Annotated in this window: 12 protein-coding genes and 1 pseudogene; 5 read left to right on the plus strand and 8 right to left on the minus strand. The window is 35.3% G+C overall.

Annotated elements, in window-relative coordinates; genetic code table 11:
• Window position 1: 1 nt before the first annotated feature.
• Both AB3I20_RS01635 and AB3I20_RS01640 read right to left on the minus strand, forming a co-directional pair.
• The gene (locus AB3I20_RS01635; RefSeq protein ID WP_368026860.1) at window positions 2–1312 is read right to left on the minus strand and encodes an AMP-binding protein; all 1311 of its coding nucleotides are present in this window, start codon (window positions 1310–1312) and stop codon (window positions 2–4) included.
• A complete protein-coding gene (locus tag AB3I20_RS01640) occupies window positions 1309–1866 on the minus strand; it encodes a biotin transporter BioY (protein WP_075492150.1) in 558 nt (185 codons plus the stop codon). Before AB3I20_RS01640 ends, AB3I20_RS01635 begins: the two co-directional genes overlap by 4 nt.
• A 705-nt stretch (window positions 1867–2571) precedes the next feature.
• Between AB3I20_RS01640 and AB3I20_RS01645 the strand changes: the two genes are divergently transcribed.
• Window positions 2572–3771 carry a restriction endonuclease subunit S gene (locus AB3I20_RS01645; protein WP_368026900.1) on the plus strand — a complete coding sequence of 400 codons (1200 nt, stop codon included), beginning with the start codon at window positions 2572–2574 and terminating at the stop codon, window positions 3769–3771.
• A gap of 25 nt (window positions 3772–3796) precedes the next feature.
• Here the strand turns inward: AB3I20_RS01645 and AB3I20_RS01650 are convergent, their stop codons facing one another.
• From AB3I20_RS01650 to AB3I20_RS01665, 4 genes are all read right to left on the minus strand, one after another.
• Window positions 3797–4705, minus strand: coding sequence for a site-specific integrase (locus tag AB3I20_RS01650; RefSeq protein ID WP_368026901.1), 909 nt, complete (start codon window positions 4703–4705; stop codon window positions 3797–3799).
• 90 nt (window positions 4706–4795) lie between these two features.
• On the minus strand, window positions 4796–5989 hold the full coding sequence (locus tag AB3I20_RS01655) for a restriction endonuclease subunit S (protein ID WP_368026861.1): 1194 nt from the start codon (window positions 5987–5989) through the stop codon (window positions 4796–4798).
• Window positions 5989–7590, minus strand: a complete 1602-nt coding sequence (locus AB3I20_RS01660) for a type I restriction-modification system subunit M (protein WP_368026862.1) — start codon at window positions 7588–7590, stop codon at window positions 5989–5991. Before AB3I20_RS01660 ends, AB3I20_RS01655 begins: the two co-directional genes overlap by 1 nt.
• Before the next feature lie 19 nt (window positions 7591–7609).
• Window positions 7610–10612, minus strand: coding sequence for a type I restriction endonuclease subunit R (locus AB3I20_RS01665; RefSeq protein ID WP_368026863.1), 3003 nt, complete (start codon window positions 10610–10612; stop codon window positions 7610–7612).
• A gap of 629 nt (window positions 10613–11241) precedes the next feature.
• On the opposite strand from AB3I20_RS01665, the pseudogene AB3I20_RS01670 reads away from it, so the two are divergent.
• Window positions 11242–11598 (plus strand): annotated as a pseudogene (locus AB3I20_RS01670) (tyrosine-type recombinase/integrase); the annotation flags it as partial.
• Window positions 11599–11697: 99 nt separating this feature from the next.
• Here AB3I20_RS01670 and lepA read toward each other — a convergent pair.
• Window positions 11698–13533: a translation elongation factor 4 gene (gene lepA, locus AB3I20_RS01675; RefSeq protein ID WP_067481810.1), complete on the minus strand. Its 1836-nt coding sequence runs from the start codon at window positions 13531–13533 to the stop codon at window positions 11698–11700.
• Window positions 13534–13680: 147 nt separating this feature from the next.
• Here lepA and AB3I20_RS01680 point away from each other — a divergent pair, with 147 nt between their 5' ends.
• From AB3I20_RS01680 to AB3I20_RS01690, 3 genes are read left to right on the plus strand one after another with little or no spacing between them, the layout of a single operon-like run.
• Window positions 13681–14901, plus strand: a complete 1221-nt coding sequence (locus AB3I20_RS01680; protein WP_067481808.1) for an enhanced intracellular survival protein Eis — start codon at window positions 13681–13683, stop codon at window positions 14899–14901.
• Between the two features lie 26 nt (window positions 14902–14927).
• On the plus strand, window positions 14928–15419 hold the full coding sequence (locus AB3I20_RS01685; RefSeq protein WP_067481806.1) for a nucleoside 2-deoxyribosyltransferase: 492 nt from the start codon (window positions 14928–14930) through the stop codon (window positions 15417–15419).
• Window positions 15419–16087, plus strand: a complete 669-nt coding sequence (locus AB3I20_RS01690) for a hypothetical protein (protein WP_368026902.1) — start codon at window positions 15419–15421, stop codon at window positions 16085–16087. Before AB3I20_RS01685 ends, AB3I20_RS01690 begins: the two co-directional genes overlap by 1 nt.
• 77 nt (window positions 16088–16164) lie before the next feature.
• On the opposite strand, the gene clpB is transcribed toward AB3I20_RS01690, so the two are convergent.
• Window positions 16165–18774 (minus strand): ATP-dependent chaperone ClpB, encoded by a 2610-nt coding sequence (gene clpB, locus AB3I20_RS01695; protein ID WP_368026864.1) that lies wholly within the window; start codon window positions 18772–18774, stop codon window positions 16165–16167.
• Between the last annotated feature and the right edge of the window lie 104 nt (window positions 18775–18878).

Genomic DNA, 18878 nt, shown 5'->3' on the forward strand with positions numbered 1-18878 from the left:
TTTATTTCTCCTGTATAAATCTTTTTTTCTTTCCACTTTCGTTATATTGAATTTCTTGGACTGAAAGTAAGGTATCAATTTTACCTTTTCGATAACTGTTTTCTTTGATAAATTCATTAATTGCACTCAATGCAAGAGGTTCATCTTTCCAAACAACCTCCGCCAAAACACGTTCGCCCAATTCTGGGTCAGACACACCATATATCAAAGCATCCTTAATTTGGGGTAACTGTAAGACTATTTTTTCCAGATAAGCAGGAAATATTTTTTCTCCTTTTCGGTTAATACGTTTATCTTTACGTCCAAAGTAAAAAAGAACCTTTTCATATTTCCCCAAATCTCCAGTTTTAATCGTTTCCTCTGCTAAGATGATCTGTCCATTATTTAAATAGCCTTGAAAATTCATGGGACTTTTCACAGCAATTTCCCCAATCGAATCGTCAGCGTCTAGAATCGTCACTTGCACTTTAGGAAAGAAATTGCCTAGGCAATTTCTTTCTGGAAGCTGCTGATCATTGTAACTAATAAAACTTGTTTCTGATGTTCCATAAAAATCAAATAATCTTGCTTCAGGACATTTAGAGGCAAACGTTTTTCTTTGATTTTCTGTGACTGATTCCCCACCCAAAATCACATCAAATGTACCAAACATTGGCTTCTCCATTTTTTCAATCCAATAGTTAAAAACCGTCGGTACTGAGAAAATTTGACTATCATTGAGAACAGCCGGATTTGATGCAAGACTACTTATTTTTCTTATTCCTAATAAATAAGTTTGTCCTGAACATAATGTTTGTAACAATGTATAAAGACCTAATGAATAATGAAGTGGCGTCAAACAGGTCACATAGTTTTTTTTTGCAAAAACGGGGACTGAATGAAAAATGTTGAAACTGTTAATCCAGCTTTTTTGATTACGAATAAACCCTTTTCTCTCTCCCGTTGTTCCAGAAGTAAATCCGATAAAAAGTGTGTCTTCTGGAAATAAGATGGGCTTATTATTTGTTTGAAAATGACAAATTTCTTTCGTCCATAAAATAGAAGAGGAAAATTCACCTATAAGTTTGTTTACCTGTTCTTCTGGTCTTTGATTTGAAATAGGAACAAAAATTTTTTTTGCCAAGATACAAGCAATTAATTTATAAACGGTTTCCGGACACTCATCCATAGGAATAAAAACAATCCGTTCTTCTTCTTTTTGAATTTTCTTCTGATAAGAACGACTCATTTGTTGTAGTTTCCCATAATTAATGAATTGCTCATGATAAATGATAGCTGTTTTTTCTTTGGATATATTGGAAAAAGGAATCATTTAGCTTCTCCAGAAACAGTATATTTTTTTAGTCGTTGGTAAATAATAGCCGCGATTATCGATTTTCCAATGTCGATTGGAACAAAAAAAGCTGCCATTTTTAACCCTGTCCACAAAGACTGATGACTAAAATAAGCTAAAGTGAAGCTCCCCAAAATATTGATGAACAAGGCACCGCCTACGATAAAAGCTAATAATATTTTCCAGTAAGTGTCACTACCAATTTTTTCCAATATGGGACAAATTATAAAACCGCAAAGTAAAAATCCAATCAAAAAACCGCCACTAGGACTAAATAAAACTGCTAAGCCACCACGACCGCCAGAAAGGATTGGCACACCCATAAATACTAAGGCTAAAAACATGCCAATCGTGATTGTTCCATATTTCTTGCCTAAAAATCCAGCAGTCAACATAATAATCATATTCTGTAAAACAACTGGAACTCCAATAGCTGGGACAGGAATAGCAATCATCCCAGAAACGATGATTAAGGCTAAAAATAAAGCCATTTTTGTCAATATTTTTACATCAAATTCCCTTGTAGATTTCATCTTTTTATCCATATCACACTTCACATTCCTCTATATTAAGTTTATTGACCTAATCCAATTCTTCTTCCGGATGCACTATTTTAAATTTCTTTTATTGTTAGTTACAACTGGTTAACCAAATAAAGATTAAAGGTTAACGAAATAGTAGCATAGATTTTCTGTGCTGACAATCGGATTTTGAATTTAAACCTTTTTAAAGAAAAATGACTTGTCCTTTCCATTAGTAATCCCCTCATTGATCGAGACCGTCTAAAGGATTTGGTAGAGCAATCTATCTGGACATGTTGTAATTGAGTGAGAATAAATAAAAACTTAACTTTGTTTGCTGAGTAATTGATTTAACGCCCCTTAGCGCTATATCGAATTGATCAGACAAGCGTATTCTGCTTGGGCACAACGCTATGTAAAACTGAAACTTACTAAAAAAATAATATTTTTTATTTTAGCTAGACAATTCTTTTTTGTAGTTTTTTAGATACATTTGCGACGCCATGAAATTGTACTCTTTTGTTAGATAGCTCACTTGCCACCATACCACGGCTATAGTTTGGTTAACATTATCATCGAACTATGTACTAGCATACATAAACTATTTATTGGTTATTAGGCTCAATGGGAAAGAATGATTTTAGCTTGCTGTCAATTCAACTAACAATTTCCATTCTATGCATGCAATTATTACCGAAAACTCAGTAGTAGAAAACTATTTTTCAGGCATGGGAACAGCGTAAGTTTGAAGAACTATTAAATAAAAAAGATGGAGTTCGTCGTGGTCCGTTTGGAAGTGCGTTAAAAAAAGAAATATTTGTTCCAAAAAGTGACTACGTTGTTTATGAGCAACAAAATGCAATTTATGATAATTATGAAACTCGATATAACATAACTGAATCAAAATTTAGAGAGTTAAGTAAGTTCTCGTTAACTGAAGGAGATTTTATTATGAGCGGTGCTGGGACAATCGGGAGAATTTCTCGTGTTCCAATTGGGATTAAACAAGGAGTATTTAATCAGGCTCTTATAAGGTTCAAAATTAATACTGAAGTTACTGATTCGGAATATTTTATTCAATTTGTTCGAGCAGATAACATGCAAAGAAAATTGACAGGTGCTAATCCTGGCTCAGCTATTACTAATCTAGTACCAATGTCAGAGGTGAAAAAATGGGATATTTTAGTTCCATCTAAGCGAGAGCAACAAGAAATCGGAGCATTCTTCAAACAGCTCGATGACACCATCACTCTTCATCAGCAAAAATTAGACCAATTAAAGCGATTAAAGCAAGGTTTGTTACAAGTTTTATTTGCGAATAAAGAACAAGTGCCTAAAGTGCGATTTGCGGGTTTTGACGAAGAGTGGGAGCAGCGTAAGTTAGGAGGTATATTCAAAAAGTATACACAAAAGAACAAGGACTTAGAATTTCATAGTGATTCTGTAATTTCGGTTGCTAAAATGAAATTGTCCCCACCTTCTGCAAAATCCTCAGATGAGTATATGAAAACATATAACAAAATATGGAAAGGGAATATTGCTTTCGAAGGACATACCAATGATGAATTTCCAAATGGGAGGTTTGTCCTAAATGACTGTCAGAACGGAATTGTGTCACACATTTATGATGTATATAGTGCGGTCGATGAGTATAATAATGAGTTTATGAAACGTTATATTAACAACCCTGATGTAATGAGAAAAATTCTTATAAATGCAACCTCAAGTGCTAGAATGATGAAGTCTTTGAATTCGATAGAATTCTTGAAGCAAAGTATTTTATTACCAATATTAAGTGAGCAACAAAAAATAGGTTCATTCTTCAAGCAGTTAGATGATGCTATCGCCCTTCATCAAACCAAATTAGAAAAATTAAAACAACTAAAAAAAGCATTTCTACAAAAAATGTTTATATAAAAAAGGCGCTTTCGCGCCTTTTTTATTATACGAGAGAAGATAAGTGTCGCATAATTTTATCGTTATCTTGGTTTTCTAATTCTTGAATAATGTGTAAATAAGTTTCTTGAGTCGTAGTCATGCTAGAATGTCCTAGCCGTTTGGCAACGCTAGCTATTGATACACCAGCAAATAGTAATAGTGAGGCATGGGTATGTCTTAAAGAATGAACTGTTATAACAGGTATTTTTGCGTTAGTACATAGAACCTTTAAACGATTATTGACTGTAGAATTAAAAACGCGCTTTTTAACAAAGATAGGCTGATCTGGCTCTAAGTCTTTCACTAATTGCGAAAATTGCATTGCTAGTTGCCAGTCCATTTGAATCTTTCTCACAGAAGAAGTATTTTTGGTAGGTTGAAAACTCCCTTTTGAATTTCGATAGTTCCATGTCTTAGTTATAGTTATTTTTTGATGAAAGAAATCAAAATCATCTGGTGTGAGTGCTAATGCCTCAGAAAATCTTAACCCTGTTTTAGACACCAATAAAATGAACCAATCCCAATTTAATTCTTGTTTTAGATCCAATTCCCGTAACAGTAACTGAATTTCATGTTGATTTAAAAATTTTGGTTTCTTTTCTCTTGGAGCCTTACCCTTAATAATTATTTTTCGAGTAGGATTTTGAGTCAATATTCCTTCATCAACTGCGTCTAATATAGCTCCCTTGATTTGGTGATGAAAATCCATCGTAGTCTGCTTCTCATGATCTTCCGCATAAGCATTCAGTAAAGTTTGATAACTTCTCCTATCAAGATCACAAAGTCTTACATCAGGTGCTAACTTCGTCACCCAATGTAAACTCATGTAGTATTTTTCCAGAGTGACTGGACGAATAGAGCCTACTTTATAAAGTTCAATCCATTCTTCAAAGTATTTGTGAAATAGCTGCATCTTTTTTCTCTTCAATACAAAAACCTCCTAATAATTTTGATGTTACTCATTAATTATTAGGAAGTTTAAGTTGATTGTGAAGATTTATTTTTAAATAAACATAGATTGAAGAAATGCTTGTTTTAGTTGTTTTAATTTTTCTAATTTGGTTTGATGAAGGTTGATGGTGTTATCTAGTTGCTTGAAGAACATTCCTATTAGTCTTTGTTCCTCAATGCTTTTTGTATATGGAACTTTAATGTTAGCAAAATTTTCATAAAATAAATATTCTCTTACACTTCCTTCTGTATTACGTCTGACTTCTTTAATAAATATCGGAGACTTGATATATTGAAGAATAAATTCATTGTCAAGATCATCCGACATTTTTACAACAACATAAAGTGAACTGACAATCACCTTCTTATTAAGGTTATTAAAGGCAATTGATCCCACGTTTATTCTCGCAGGATTATAAGCAAACTCCTTTGGCTCAACAAATTTATATGAAGTCTTTTCTAAATCATCTAATCTACTCCCGTCAAATTGATCAGTTTGTGCTATTAACCCTACTTTGTTACTTACAGAGTACGCGGGAAAGTCTAAGCCTTGAGAATTTTTCTTTCCCTGTTTTGTACTCAACTCCTTAAACTTACGCTGCTCCCACTCTTCGTCAAAACCCGCAAATCGCACTTTAGGCACCGGCTCTTTATTCCCAAATAAAATTTGTAACAAACCTTGCTTTAATCGCTTTAATTGGTCTAATTTTTGCTGATGAAGAGCGATAGTGTCGTCGAGTTGCTCAAAAAAAGCCCCTAGTTTATTTTGTTCATCCAGAGTAGGAACTCTTATGTTTGTATCAAGTATATTCTTGTTATACAACCGTTTAATTGTACTCCCCTCTATACCTTGCCAATTAACAATTGAATAAAATTGCTGTAAAAATTTATTATCTAATCGACCATTATGCTTCAACCAAACTATATTACTGTCTTGAAAATACTCGTCTTCTCCTTGATATACTACAGTTCTACCAATGCTCCCAGAAGCAGAAATCAATATATCTCCAACTTCAGGATACGGATATTTCGATTTATATTCTTCAAATAGTTCTCGAGATATAAAAGCATCAGGATAACTTCCAAAAGTTCCAATTTTAAAAAATGGAACTTCTCCATTGTCCGAAGTTTGATCTTTAAAAATTCTTTTATTCATTGCGACAGAACCTAAGTCTCCCAACTTACGCTGTTCCCAATCACCATCAAATCCCTCAAACCGTAACTCTGGCACTCTTTTATCAACCATTATTTAAACACTCCTTTTGTTGCTTCAATCAAATCTTTTGTTTCAGGAGTGGTAGCTAACCGATCTAACATAATTAAAAATTCAGCTTCCGCTTGTTTAATTTCACTGTTTAACTTTGTGATTTCTTGAGTAACTTGAACAATATCAATAGGCTCTTCTTCTTCAAACGTATCAACATATCTAGGGATATTTAAGTTATAATCATTTTCCTTAATCTCATCAAAAGTTGCCAAATGTGCATATTTATCAATGTCCTTACGATCAATATAAGCATCTAAAATAGTTTGAATATGTTCATCTGTCATAGTATTCTGGTTCTTGCCTTTATCGAAATCTTTTGAAGCATCAATAAACAGGACATCACGATTCGTTCGATTTTTCTTTAAAATAATAACGGTTGTTGGAATACTCGTATTAAAGAAAATATTAGCAGGCATACCAATCACAGTATCAATAGCTCCTTCCTCTAGTAACCGTTGACGAATTTTCCCTTCAGCATTGCCACGGAATAGGACACCATGGGGCAATACGATTGCCATTACGCCACTGGACTGTTTCAAATGATAGTAACCATGCAATAAAAAAGCAAAATCAGCTTTTGACTTAGGTGCAAGCACACCAAAGGTTGAGAATCTAGGATCTTGTAAAAATCCTTGGGCTGCACTCCATTTAGCAGAATACGGTGGATTCATTAAAACACCATCAAAGTCAGTTGGTTCTTCAGTTGGCCAATCTTGGTCTAGTGTATCTGCGTTATGCAGAAATTGATTTTCAACTGCAACGCCATGCAGCATCATGTTCATTCTTGCGAGGTTATAAGTAGAAGTATTCAACTCTTGGCCAAAATAAGAGATTGTTCCCGGTTGATTACTATATTTTTTTGCGTTTAATAAGAGCGAACCTGAACCCATTGTTGCATCGTAAACAGTAAAGCCTTTTTGATTTTCTTTTCCATGAAGTACAATTTGGGTCATCAATTTAGCTACTGGTTGAGGTGTATAGAACTCTCCAGCCTTTTTACCAGAGTCACTAGCAAATTGGCCAATCAGATATTCATAAGCATCCCCCAACACATCACCTGCATGACCTGCAATATCTAAAACTGAAAGTTCCTTCATGATCGAAGCAATCGTCTGATTCTGTTTCTGTGGAGTTGCGCCAAGTTTTTTTGAATACAAATCAATATCTTCAAATAAATTTTCAAATATTTCATTAGACTGTTCAATATTTCTAAAACCTTGGGCTAGTGACTCTAATTGAAATTCACCAACATTTACTTGATTAACTAATGAAGTGAATGTTAAATTGGGTTCGATAAAGTAACTAATATCCTCTTTTAAAACCTCAATTAAATCTGTTTTAGTATCTTCGCCATTGTAAGCATCAAGATAAATTTCTTGAGCAGTTAGTAAATTATCTGTTGGTGTTTGCATGGTATCTGCCACATAAAACAACATTCTATCCGATAAATATTTATAGAAAATCATACCTAACAGGTAAGACTTATATTCATTTGCATCCATCTTAGAGCGCAAAATATCCGCACTATTCCAAAGTGCTTGATATAGGGTTTTAGATTTCTCTGTTTGACTTGTTGACATAGTTGTATGGATCTCCTTGCTATCTTCTTTGTAGTAGTGGTTCTATAACATCTTGAATGATTTTTGTATAGGCGGGCTTAATTGCAGCCTTATATTTTAACGGGCTTAGCGCTTGGTCTCCGTATTTTTCTTTGTAGGCTACATAATTTTGTGACTTTCTTAATTCATATTCACCTCGTTGCTTACTGGAACCTCGTCTATAGTTTTTGACAAGGAATAACAGTTCATCATAGCCCACGAACCATTGCTCAGCAATCGATTGAACTTGGTTTTGAATCGTTTCCTCAATTAAAGCATCTAAAAGATTAGAAATTGATTGCCCACGATAAAGTTCCGGATCTAATTGAACTTGCAACCAGAGGCTGCTGATTAAATCCGCTAGACCTGGATTTGTTTTACCGAGTTCGTTAATGTATTCTGAAACCGCCTGAATATCCTTATTAGAAAGTTCTTTTGTTTCTACACGATCATCAGGAATAAACGCTTGAATAAGTGATAGGATGTAGTTGTAATTAATTTCATCCGTATGAACACTTGATAATTCATAGAAAATGTCAATGTCAGTACCTTCATTACTAGAATCAGTATCTTCTCGACGCTTTTTTAGTTCATCAATCACATTTTCATATTTTCCTGCATACTCTTCAATTATTTTGGTTGTCAGATTGGATTCTCCAAGGACATCTTGCTGATTATAGTCAGAATAGACTTGGATAGAGGCAAAATATTTATCAAATTCTTGATAGGCTTTTGCAAATCGTTTTAAATCAGCGTCAGTAGCAGAGTCAATTTCTGGGGTTTCTTCTGGTGTCTGTGCAATATATTTTAACTGTTTCACTTTCTCATCAAAGTTTGCCTTTTCTTCACCCCAACTTGGTGCTAATACATAATTTTCACCGCCATTGCTGTATAAACGTAAGGCATCGTCAACAGCCTCTTTGAAAAGATGTGGTTTTTGAAAAGTCACGATTTGTCCATAAGACTTAGTTTTATCAAAAAGTCGATTCGTTCTACTGAATGCTTGAATTAAGTCTTGGGGCTTCATAGGTACTCTGTCAATAAACAAAGTCGAAAGGCATGGCGCGTCAAACCCTGTTAACAAACGATTAACAACAATCACTAAATCAAGCTGTTCTTCTCTAAAAGTGAATCGTTTTTTTTTACGTGCTAACCGTTCATTAACGTCACTATTGTAAGCTCGAATGTCACTTACTGAATAGTGAGTGTTAAATTCTTTATTATAATTCTCAATTGCCTGTTTCATATGCTTCTGATTATCCACACTTGACTCTTCATTTTCAGTTACAGAATAAGTTATCGCTACTTTTGGAAAATCTGGAAGTACTCGTTTCCCCTTTTCACTTACTTTCACTGACGTGGCTCCAGTTTTAACTTGTTGCAGCAAATCATAATATTTTTGAGCAATTGCGATACTTTTAACAGTCAAAATAGCGCTGTATGTTCGCCCAACACCTTTTTGAAATCCTAATTTTTGATATGAATGATTAACAATTGAGTCAATAACCGCTAATATATGTTCATCTGTTTCATAAACCGTATCAGAAATTTCACCTTCATCTATTTTGTTAATAATCGTATGCTTATACTCAGGCTGAAATCCAAGAACTGCCTTATCATGGATTGCTTCTTTTACTGTATATTGGTGTAATCTTTCGCCGTACTGTTCTTCAGTAGTTTGAGCTAAATCACCTTTTTGTGCACGTTTATTTTCTTTAAAAATTGGCGTACCTGTGAACCCATACCAGAGAGAGTGGATAAAAAATTGCTGGATCACTCGTTGACGTTCTGGAGAAACCGCACGGTGACACTCGTCCACTACAAAGGCCAGTTTTAGCTCCTTTATTCTTTTATATTCTCTTGTATATTTACCTTCTTCAAATTTTTTCATCATCGTATTAATCTTTTGAATTGTCGTCACAATAACACGCTTATCTGAAGCATAAAGACGCTTCACTAGGTTATGTGTGTTCTCTGTTTCATCGATATCAATCGTGTCGTTTTCTGCATAGGAAAGAAAACTTGAAGCTGTCTGTTGGTCCAAATCTCTTCTATCGACGACAAAAATCGTTTTTTCAATTGCTGGAATTTGAAGCAGATTGCGAGCCACTTTGTAACTTGTTAAAGTTTTCCCGCTACCGGTAGTATGCCAAATATAGCCAGATTGTTGACGACCACTAGCTTTTTTGACGGCTTCAATTGCATGCACTTGGTATGGTCGAAGTAAAATCAGTGATTTTTTATCATCATCAATTACTGAATATTGCATAACCATCTGATGTGCTCGAGGAATAGATAAAACTTGGTCTGTAAAATCATTTAATGAAACAACTGGCCGATTGTTTTTATCTACCCATTTTGTCAAGAACTGATCATTTATCTTAGATTCTTTAGCAGCAGCAATGTATCTTGTCTCAGTAGCATTAGAAACGACGAACATTTGCAAAGTAGAGTAAATGCCTCTAAATTTACCTTCGGCGTCGTATTTTTTTATTTGACGAAAGGAATCCATGAATCCTGTTGAACGATTCTTTAGTTCGATATGAATCATCGGTAACCCATTAATTAATAAGGTCACATCTAAACGGCGATCCGCATCTTTCGTATCAATTTTATCTCTTAGTACCTGATTGACAACCTCATAACTAGATTTCCCACCAGCTACATTGTCTCGCCAGAGGACCTCTAGTCGGATTGTTCCTAGACTCGCATCTTCTCGCTGAACTTGAACTTTTGCAATGCCATTTTCACCCGCAATCCATTTTGCGGCTTCATAATAATTTACAAAATTTAGTTGGTTTTGAATTTGAAGCTTTTCTTGCTCAGTCAATGGATTGTCGTCCAGTACTCTTACATTATTCTGTTCTAACTTCTCAAAAAAATTTTGCCATAATAAATTATCGGTGTTTAAATCTTTTCGATAAGTCCATTGGCTCTCACCACTTGTTAACTGTTCGATCAGTTGTTTTTCAATATCCGCTTCGCTTGTATAATCGCTGCTCATTTTTCCAACTCCCTAAATATAGGATTTTCACTTTATCGCATCGTAAGTATAAAAGGATTCATGATTTAATTATAACATGAATATTTTTTTAGCCTCTAAAAAAATATTATCTAAACAATCTTTTAGCCAACTACAACTAGAGAATTTTTTGTGGATTAGTCCCGCACGTGTACACAGTATAATAACTAGTTCTTGTTTCTGACATTAGAAACAGTTAAATCTTAGAGTAGTATCAATCTCAGCTGTTATTCGAAGAACTAATATCATTCTTACTGTCACTTATTATCTGTAGCTGTGAAAAGGAGTTCAGATTTTATCTTGTTGTCAGCGCAAGTTAGATGACCTACAACAAATCTTCACAAAAATGATGAAAGAGTGCCGAGAGTACGAATCGCTGATTAAAAAAAGATTGGCAGAAACGTAAATTAGGAGATTATGAGTGTTTTTATGATAAAAAAACTCACTAAAATGATCTGTGGTTTAAGATACAACTTTTTAATAGCCTCTGAAGGACGTAACACTCACTTGCCTTGAAAGTAGATTTTTTAATAACTACCAACTGTTCATTCTTCAGTTTTTTATTGTTTAACTGGATATAAATACTCTTGTTTGCGGATACTACCTTTAACTCGATCATCTGCTGCATAAAAAAGCAACTAGAAAATCGAATGAAATACGGAAAATGGTATCACGATTTTAATGCCATATGTACAAAAGAAGATGGCGAATTAGTTACTCCTTCATCAGTCAAATCACATACACGAAGAATATCTAAAACATTATCTATCTCTTTCAATTTCCACTCTCTTCGTCATACCCATGCTACACTTTTCCTTGAAAATGGCGCAAAAATGAAAAAAATATCTGAACGTCTCGGACACAGTAGAATTTCTATCACTATGGATACTTACTCACACGTTACAAAGAAAATGAGAAATGAAGCTGTAGATATTTTCGCCCAACGTTTAAAAAGATCTATGGACTAAAACGCCCTATGTTCGCCCAAATAAAAACTTGGGCGAACATAGGGCGAATATTTTTAAATTTCACAAACTTTTGAACTATCAAAAATGATGAAACCCTTGCTATTTCTTTGGCTCATCCTCATCCATCTTAAGAACAGCCATGAAGGCTTCCTGAGGGACTTCGACACTACCGATTTGTTTCATTCGTTTCTTACCTTCTTTTTGTTTTTCAAGAAGCTTACGCTTACGAGAAACATCCCCACCGTAACATTTTGCTAAGACGTTTTTACGCAAAGCTTTAATGTCCGAACGAGCCACGATTTTTTGGCCAATTGCAGCCTGGATTGGGACTTCGAATTGTTGTCTTGGAATCAGTTTTTTCAGCTTTTCAACGATTGCTTTTCCACGTTCGTAGGCAAAGTCACGATGGACGATAAAGCCAAGTGCATCGACTTTCTCACCATTTAATAAGATGTCCATTTTCACTAGCTTGCTCTTTTGATAACCTGACATTTCATAATCAAGAGAGGCATAACCTTTCGTACTTGATTTTAATTTATCAAAGAAATCAAACACGATTTCAGACAATGGAATGTTATAAACAACATTCACACGATAATCATCTAGATAATCCATTGTAATAAATTCACCACGTTTGCGTTGCGACAATTCCATAACTGCGCCAACAAACTCATTAGGAACCATGATTTGTGCTTTTACAAAAGGTTCTTCGACATCTTGAATAGTGACAGGTTCTGGAAAGTCGGCCGGATTATCTACAACAATCGTTGAACCGTCTGTCTTGTTCACATGATAAATTACAGATGGCGCCGTTGTAATTAATTCTAAATTAAATTCACGTTCCAATCGTTCTTGCACTACATCCATGTGCAGCAATCCTAAAAAGCCACAACGGAATCCAAAGCCAAGTGCTTGTGACGTTTCTGGCTCGAATTGTAACGCAGCATCGTTTAATTGCAGTTTTTCCAATGCTTCACGTAAATCATTATAACGAGAAGTTTCTATCGGGTACAAACCACAATAAACCATTGGATTCATTTTACGATAACCTGGAAGAGCTTCCTCAGCTGGATTGTCAGCAAGTGTAACTGTATCCCCAACACGCGTATCTTGCACAGTCTTGATGCTGGCAGTAATGTAACCTACATCGCCGACCATCAAATAATCTCTGGCAACTGCTTTCGGTGAAAAGACACCAACTTCTGTTACATCAAAAGTTTTCCCATTACTCATCATTTGAATTTTATCACCAGGTTTTACTACTCCGTCAGTGATCCGAACATTTAGAACGACACCACGATAACTGTCGTAAACAGAGTCAAAAATCAATGCTTTCAGCGGTGCTTCTAAGTTACCAGTCGGTGCAGGAACGTATTCTACGATTTGTTCAAGAATATCTTCAATCCCAATTCCAGCTTTCGCGCTAGCTAGTACAGCTTCACTGGCATCAATTCCGATTACATCTTCGATTTCTTTACGCACGCGTTCTGGATCTGCCGCAGGTAAATCAATTTTATTGATAACTGGTAAAATTTCCAAATCGTTATCTAAAGCTAAATAAACATTGGCTAATGTTTGTGCTTCAATCCCTTGCGCTGCATCCACGACCAACACTGCCCCTTCACAGGCAGCCAAGCTACGTGAAACTTCATAGGTGAAGTCGACGTGTCCCGGTGTGTCGATTAAATGGAAAATATATGTTTCTCCATTTTTTGCTGTATAGTTTAATTCAACTGCATTAAGTTTTATCGTGATACCACGTTCACGTTCGAGATCCATTGAGTCTAACAGCTGATCTTGCATTTCACGAGACGTCACAGTGTGCGTCATTTCTAAAATACGATCGGCCAACGTTGATTTTCCATGGTCGATGTGAGCAATAATCGAGAAATTACGAATTTGCTCTTGGCGGTGCTTCATTTTATTTATATCCATAGCGTCTCCTCTTTTCATTTAATCAGCACTTTCCATTATACCAACGAAATACAGGAATTTAAAGCCTTTTTCATTAGTGACCGTTTAGAAGTTTTTTTTCCTAAGTTTTGTTATACTTAAATCAATCAAATAAATGGAGATGAAAGAATGGATCAAAAAGATTTCAGAGAAAATCTTGAGTTAAAATCAGTTACGGAGGAAAACGTAGATCAATTTAACGAATTGTTGTCCTATGTTTTTCAAGTAACAGAGTCTGATATTGAGGAAAGTGGATTTGAAAGTAAACGAGAATTCATCAAATCAAAACGCCCTATCTTAGAACTATCCGAAGTATTTGGTTGGTTCTATGATAACCAATTGATTTCACAAATCGCTATCTACCCTTGTGAAGTCAACATTCATGGTACGCCCTATTTAATGGGTGGTGTCACAGGAGTCGGTACTTATCCAGAGTATGCGAACCACGGTTTAATGCAAGACTTGATTGTCGTTGCTTTAGATAATATGAGAAAAAAGAAACAATGGATTTCTTATCTTTACCCTTATAATATTCCGTATTATCGTCGTAAAGGTTGGGAAATCATGTCAGATAAACTTTCCTTTAAAATACGTGATACACAATTGCCTAAACAAGTTCCCGTTAACGGAATGGTTGAACGCTTACCAGTGGATCACGAAGATGTTTATGCTGTCTATGAAAAATTTGCACGTCAAAATCATGGCGCACTTTTTCGCAGTGGTTTTCACTGGGAAGAATATTGGCGCTTTGAAAATGAAGAAGAACGAACGGCTGCTGTCTACTATGGAGCCAATCAAGAACCACTTGGTGTCTTGTTCTATTGGGTTGCAGAAGAAGTATTTCATGTAAAAGAAATGTTTTATTTGAATCAAGAAGCACGCAACGGTCTATGGAATTTCATTTCTGCACATTTCTCTATGATTTATTGGGTAAAAGGTGACATTTATAAAAATGAACCACTGGCTTTCTTACTTGAAGACAGCCAAATTACGGAACAAATCGAACCTTACTTTATGGCAAGAATCGTTGATGTCAAAGAATTTTTACAAAAATTTCCTTTTGCTAGCACAGCAAAACCATTTCATTTCGTTTTGACAGATCCGATTGCACCTTGGAATAACGGCGTCTTTGGTTTGATTTGGGATGAAGAAGATCAAGTACAAATTCTTAATGAACCAATTGGTGAAGCTGTTTACTTGGATATCCAAACTTTGACTTGTTTGATGATGAATTATCGCCGAGCTGCGTACCTTTCTCGAATCGAACGAATCATAACTGATAAAGAAACTTTACGGTCACTTGAGCGAATCATTCCAGATACAGAAGCTTACTTTAGTGACTATTTCTAAAATATAAAATAAAGGATGAATACACAATGAACATTTATTTTGCTGGACCTATGTTCGCTAAAAGCGACCTTTTATATAACGCTAATCTTGTTGCTCAAATTCGTGAGATTTCACCAAAAATTACTGTTTATTTACCACAAGAAAATGAAGCAATCAATGACAAAACAGCTTACGCAGACAGTCAAATGATTGCATTGGCAGACACCGAAAAAGTCTTGGAAAGCCAATTGATGGTTGCTTTACTCGATGGATTAACGATTGATGCTGGAGTGGCATCTGAAATTGGTGTTGCTTATGCAAAAGGAATCCCTGTGATTGGTTTATACACAGATACGCGTCAACAAGGTGGAACACACCCTAAAAAAATTGCTGCTTTACAAGAAGTTGCAGAAAACCAATTTCATTATCTAAATCTTTATACTGTTGGGTTGATCAAATTGAATGGTGAAGTGGTCGCTTCAGAAACCGAATTATTGAAAAAAATTGAAGAATATTTATCTGAGGGGGCATCTCAATGATTATTAATGAGTTAAAAAAAGTACAAACTGCCCTACTGGCTTTTGGGGTATTTGTTGTTGGCTACAATATTTTTGAATTTGTTACGCAAAAATATTCTACTACGCAAGGAATCACATTTATCGTCGAGTCCTTAGCTGGTATCGTTTTGATTTTCTTACCACAAATTATTTTCAAACTATTTAAAATAAGAATTCCTGCTGCTATTGTTTTGTTTTATTGGTTTTTCCTTTTCATTTCTGTCTTTTTAGGAACAGGGTTACACTTGATTAGTATCATTCCTTTTTGGGACAAGATTCTTCATGCAGTTAGTCCAATGGTTCTGACAGCGTTAGGTTATGGTTTGATTGGTTATTTAATGAAAGATGCGCCGATTGAAAAAACCAGTCCTTGGTTATTTTTATTATTTGGTTTTGCTTTTGCTGGAACGTGTGGCGTTTTTTGGGAATTCTGGGAGTTCCTTTGCGATCAATTTTTAGGAATGAATTTACAAAGATTTGCAGCTTCAAATGGAACTTTATTTATTGGTCGAGCTGCGCTGATGGACACAATGGGTGATTTGTTTACGAATACAATGGGTGCCTTGTTCATGGGAATCTTTGCTTGGATGAACAGCCGAAAAAATTTGGCTTACTTCAAAAGTTATCGTTTAGAAAAAGCGAAGAAATAAATACTAACTTGCTTATTTGCACTGATACCATAAAAAAACACTTCAATCGAAATGATTGAAGTGTTTTTTTCATTCATTTATTCTTCTTCTGTCAATTCTTCTGTTGAAAATTGGAGTTTCCCAGCAAGAAAATCAATCGTAACTTTTGATTTTGGTAAAACATGACCTGCAACGATTTCTTTTGCTAAAGGTGTTTCCACTTCTTTCGTAATAAAACGTTTCAATGGCCGTGCCCCGTAAGCTGGCTCGTAGGCAGTTTCTGCAATCCAAGTTCTTGCTGCTTCGCTGATTTCTAATTGAATCTCTTGATGTTCTAAACGACGAGCTAATTGAGCAACCATCTTGTTAACGATTCCCTTAACATTTTCCAAACTCAATGGTGTAAATAAAATCGTATCGTCAATTCTGTTCAAGAATTCTGGTTTAAAGTTTCCACGCAAAATGGTACGTACTTGTTCTTCCACTGCTTCTGGAATTGTTCCTTCTGCTGTTACACCTTCTAATAATAATTGTGAGCCAATGTTACTTGTCATAATCAACACAGTATTTTTAAAATCGACCACTCGTCCTTTGGAATCTGTCAAGCGCCCATCATCTAACACTTGTAATAAAATATTAAAGACATCTGGGTGTGCTTTTTCGATTTCATCAAGTAAAACAATCGTATATGGATTGCGGCGAACAGCTTCAGTTAATTGACCGCCTTCTTCATAACCAACATAGCCTGGAGGAGCTCCAACTAACCGTGACACTGAATGTTTCTCCATGTATTCACTCATGTCAATTCGAACCATATGATCTTCAGAATCAAATAAGTTTTCTGCCAATGCTTTAGCTAACTCAGTCTTCCCTACCCCAGTTGGACCTAAGAATAAGAATGAGCCAAGTGGACGATTTGGATCTTGCAATCCAGCACGCGAACGAATAACTGCATCACTTACGGCATCAACTGCTTCATCTTGCCCAATAACACGTTTATGCAATGTTTCATTTAGCTTGATTAGTTTTTCGCGTTCTCCTTCAACTAACTTAGTTACTGGAATCCCTGTCAATCGACCGACAACTTGAGCAATTTCATTTTCAGTCACAGATTCTTGAACCATTTTGATATCATCATTTTTTGCTTTTGCTTCTAATTCTTTTAATTCTTTTTCTAGTTGAGGAATCGTTCCATGACGTAAGACAGCTGCACGTTCTAAATCATAATTATTTTCCGCATCTTCTAACTCATGTTTGGCTTTGTCGATTTCCGCACGCTTCGTTGAAACAGTATTGACTTCTTCTTTTTCTGTTTCCCATTGCATCTTCATTGCATTTGCTTCTTCACGTAAATCAGCTAGTTCTTCTTGTAGATTTTTCAAACGCTTTTTACTTGCATCATCTGATTCTTTTTTCAATGCTGCCTCTTCGATTTCTAATTGCATTAATCGACGAGTCACTTGGTCAAGTTCCGTAGGCATCGAATTCATTTCGACACGAATCGTAGCACTTGCTTCATCAATCAAATCGATTGCTTTATCTGGTAGAAAACGATCTGTTATATAACGATCTGATAAAGTAGCAGCTGCAACTAAAGCATTATCATGGATATTGACCCCATGGTGAATTTCAAATCGTTCTTTTAATCCACGTAAAATACTAATGGTATCTTCAACAGTTGGTTCCTTAACCAGTACTTTTTGGAAACGACGTTCCAAAGCTTTATCTTTTTCCATATATTGACGATATTCATCCAAAGTTGTTGCACCAATCAAATGCAATTCGCCACGAGCAAGCATTGGTTTTAGTAAATTTCCAGCATCCATACTGCCTTCTGTTTTACCAGCACCCACGATATTATGGATTTCATCAATAAATAGGATAATTCTGCCTTCACTTTTTGTTACTTCTTTCAAAACAGCTTTCAATCGTTCTTCAAACTCACCACGGAATTTTGCACCCGCAATCAATGCCCCCATATCTAATGAAAAAATAGTTTTATCTTTCAAGTTTTCTGGAACATCTTTGCGAACGATTCGCTGTGCTAATCCTTCGACAATCGCTGTTTTACCAACCCCAGGTTCCCCAATCAAAACAGGGTTATTCTTTGTTTTTCGTGAAAGAATTCGAACGACATCTCGAATTTCTTCATCACGTCCAATAATCGGATCCATTTTGCCACTACGGACTTGTTGCACTAAGTCAACACCGTATTTTTCTAATGCTTTGTATTGTTCTTCTTGATTTTTTGAGGTCACTTTTTCCCCTCCTCGCATATCTTCAATATTTTTTCGAAGTTCTTTTTCTGTAATTCCTTGTTTAACTAAATAAGTTGTTAAAGGATAATGTTTTAATTTCATCAATGCTAGGATAACGATTTCTGTTGATAAAAATTCATCTCCAAAGCTTTCTTTTAATTGGTCTGCTTCATTTAACAAGCTAAATAAATTTTGGCTTAAATTTTGACCATACTGAATATTTCCACCTGAAACACTTGGATATTCATCTAGTAATCGGTCAACTTCGCGTTCAAATTGATCAACATCAACTCCCGCGTCCGTATAGAAATTTCGTCCAAAATGACTTGGTTGTAAAAAAATTTTCCAAAGATGCGCAATATCAATTTCTTGATGTTTTCGCGTCACAGCGACTTGTTGCGCTTCTGCAATCGCTTCTTGAAGCGTAGTTGTCATTTTTTCAATATTCATATAAACTACCTCCTATATTGAAAGTTCAAGGATGATTGTTTCTTACCCATCAATCCTACAAGAAACATTATACTCTTTTGGTCAACATTGGTCAAAAAATAAAC

This window comes from Enterococcus sp. C50 (genome assembly GCF_040887505.1).
Classification (GTDB): domain Bacteria; phylum Bacillota; class Bacilli; order Lactobacillales; family Enterococcaceae; genus Enterococcus_B; species Enterococcus_B thailandicus.

Coding starts and splice junctions, on each gene's coding strand:
- AB3I20_RS01635 (WP_368026860.1), bottom strand. CDS start 1,312: ATGATTCCTTTTTCCAATATATCCAAAGAAAAAACAGCTATCATTTAT.
- AB3I20_RS01640 (WP_075492150.1), bottom strand. CDS start 1,866: ATGAAATCTACAAGGGAATTTGATGTAAAAATATTGACAAAAATGGCT.
- AB3I20_RS01650 (WP_368026901.1), bottom strand. CDS start 4,705: ATGCAGCTATTTCACAAATACTTTGAAGAATGGATTGAACTTTATAAA.
- AB3I20_RS01655 (WP_368026861.1), bottom strand. CDS start 5,989: ATGGTTGATAAAAGAGTGCCAGAGTTACGGTTTGAGGGATTTGATGGT.
- AB3I20_RS01660 (WP_368026862.1), bottom strand. CDS start 7,590: ATGTCAACAAGTCAAACAGAGAAATCTAAAACCCTATATCAAGCACTT.
- AB3I20_RS01665 (WP_368026863.1), bottom strand. CDS start 10,612: ATGAGCAGCGATTATACAAGCGAAGCGGATATTGAAAAACAACTGATC.
- lepA (WP_067481810.1), bottom strand. CDS start 13,533: ATGGATATAAATAAAATGAAGCACCGCCAAGAGCAAATTCGTAATTTC.
- AB3I20_RS01680 (WP_067481808.1), top strand. CDS start 13,681: ATGGATCAAAAAGATTTCAGAGAAAATCTTGAGTTAAAATCAGTTACG.
- AB3I20_RS01685 (WP_067481806.1), top strand. CDS start 14,928: ATGAACATTTATTTTGCTGGACCTATGTTCGCTAAAAGCGACCTTTTA.
- clpB (WP_368026864.1), bottom strand. CDS start 18,774: ATGAATATTGAAAAAATGACAACTACGCTTCAAGAAGCGATTGCAGAA.